General features: G+C 60.5%; 1 protein-coding gene. It reads right to left on the reverse strand.

The window, feature by feature from the left end; all coding sequences use genetic code 11:
• Positions 1-2,648 (reverse strand): hypothetical protein (locus tag ABYA88_RS16035; protein ID WP_373188386.1); only part of this gene is annotated, 2,648 nt, incomplete at both ends.

Genomic DNA, 2,648 nt, shown 5'->3' on the forward strand with positions numbered 1-2,648 from the left:
CCACCTGCCGCGCCGAGACCGATCCTGTTCACGGCGCTGGCAGAGACTGTGACGCTGTCGAAATCGGTCAGGGTGCTGCGCGTCCCGTCAACGCCACTGATGACGGCCTCGACTGCCGAGCCGCTGTACACATCCTCGTTATGCGCCGAGCTCAGCACATTGTTCGCGTCCGGATTGACCCCTGCCAGCATAGCGCTGGGGTCATTGATTTCGGCGAAGGTAATTGCCAGCCCGCCGCCCTTCTTGCCGCCCAAGTACAGTGAACCGCCGCCCACACCGATAGACGCGTTGTTGTAGGCAGACACTTCGAGACTGTCGTCACCGTCATCGTTGCTGGTAATCGAGCTGTTATCGATACGCGCCGAGGTGCCGTCATAGATTTGCGCACCGGAGATCGACAATGCGCCGTTGTTGCTGTTCTGTGTGTTCTGGTTCGAACTGGTGACCGCCAGCGCCAGCGCCACGGACGTGAGCTCACCACCGTGCAGCGCCTGCACATTCACATCACCGGCATTGGTGATGGTCGTGTCCTGAATCCATGCCAGCGCGTCGTTGAAGCTGATCTGGTAGGCAATCGCACCGGCGATGGTGTTCTGGTTGGAGGGAGAATTGGCACCCAGTTTGGCCAGGGCTGCGCCACCCGATGCCGAGGCAGAAATCACCTTTTCCAGGGCCTGTACCGTTACATCAACATCGGCGCCACCCTTGCCACTAATGACGGCATTATCGATGAGCGCTTTGGCATCCAGATTATTCACCGAGACCGTCAGACTGCCGGCGGCAGCGAGGCCCGTCTTGTCAGCGTCGACCTGCGCATCCTCGCCAGCGGGCGGGTTGGCCGGCTCGTTTGCGCCGTCACCTGCCGCACTGCCTATCGAGGCCGCACCCGCGCCTGAGACTGCAGCGCTATGGCTGTCCGCCGCCTTGCCTCCCAACCCGCTCCACCAGTTCTCGAACTGCTCCGCTTTTCCCGGATCGTTGTTGGGCTCAGTGACAACGGCACCCGCTACTGCCAGTGAGCCGTTGGTGCCTGCACTGCGCGCCCTGACACGCACTTCGTTGGCCACAATGCCACGTGGATCCGGCGCCGGCGTGGTTGGGGCGTCAGGGGCAGGCTGTGACCCGTTCTTGAAGCCCACCTTGGCTTGCTCGCCGGTGTTATCGCCGATGAACGCCTTGGTATCGCCCTGGGCGATGTTGATCGCTACGGACAGGCCCATGGCCGATTCGTCTGATTTATTGAATGCGCCGGACGCAGCCCAGTTGCCAAAGTCATGATCAGCCAGCACATGCAAACCCGTCGTATTGACTCTGGCCTGGTTGCTCAGCGAGGCGTGGGTGAGCGACTCACTGTTGAGAATCGCCATGACGCCGTTGAATCCCAGACCCTTACCGGAACCGGACGAGGGCGTAATCAGAAAATGGCGTTCGTCGGTGTGCGCCTGAATACCCACATCCCCCGCTACTGACACGGTGGCAGCGCCAATGCCGGCAACAGCGGTGGCTGTCTGCTGGACAAAGCTGATGCTGCCGCCGACGGATTTACCTTTTTCATTGGTGCCATTGCCGTTCGGCAAGAGCCCAAGGGTGCCGAGGTTGCCGGCCAGGTGAACGCTTTCATTCAGGTTGTAAGCCTGTACGTCCACGGAACGAGTGAAATCGAAGCTGTAATCGATGGTCTTGAACGGAATAGTGGTATCAAACAACGTGGGCGCCACCATATTGCCGGCCACTATCCGGCCGGCAGACCAATCCGCCGTTCCCGTGGTGGTGATCTTGACGTTGTCGCCGACCCACGCCTTGGTATCCAGGTCGTTGATGACCACGTTCAGGGAGCCGCCGGTAGCCGAATTGTCTGCCGAGGTGCCGGCATTGGCGAAGGACGAAAGAATATTGTTCTGCATGCCGCCAATGCCGTTGAACTTGCTCAACACATCGGAGAAGGAGTCCCACTTATCATAAGCCGAAGAAATCGGCACTTTCTGGCGCGCCAGCACACCGACATTGGCCGCCGAGATCTCCACGTAATCGCCGATTTCAGCCACGGCATCGCCACTGTTAATGGCGAAATTGAGGGCCACCGCCAGGCTCTTTTCCGAGGAGCCGGTCTGGTTACTGCCCGTGGTCCTGCTACTCGGCGAAGCCACTGCCGCCTCTGCCGAGGTGCGCCAGGCGCCCTGGTCATCGCCATGCGCTGCATTGTCGTTACCACCGGCGATCGAGGCGTTGTCCGTGCCCAGGTCAATGGCGCTGGCCAGCAGCAGATTACCCGTGGACTGTATGCTCGGCGCTTGCGCCTGGCCGGCCTGGTTGTTGCCCAGGAAGGCATAAGCCTCGTGATCGGACAGGTTCATGGTAAAAGCCAGGCCGCCCTTGAAGGAGATCTTGCCATCGCCATCCTTGGGTACGTCGATACCCGAGGGCTTTTTGCTGTCGATCAGGTTGTTCACGCCGTTCTGCATCGCAGCGACGCCCGCTATCGGCTTGGCCCCGACAGTGCGGAACAGCGTGTTGCTGCCGACCGTGACACCCGACTTGACCTGCTGGTGTACGGTGCGATCCAGCGCAGTGATGCTGACATCGCCGGTCTTTGCTGTATCGGTGCCCAGCGAGGCACCCATTTCCGCGGTGGCATTGGTATTGAAATC

The sequence above is a fragment of the Halopseudomonas sp. genome (assembly GCF_041579695.1).
GTDB lineage: Bacteria > Pseudomonadota > Gammaproteobacteria > Pseudomonadales > Pseudomonadaceae > Halopseudomonas.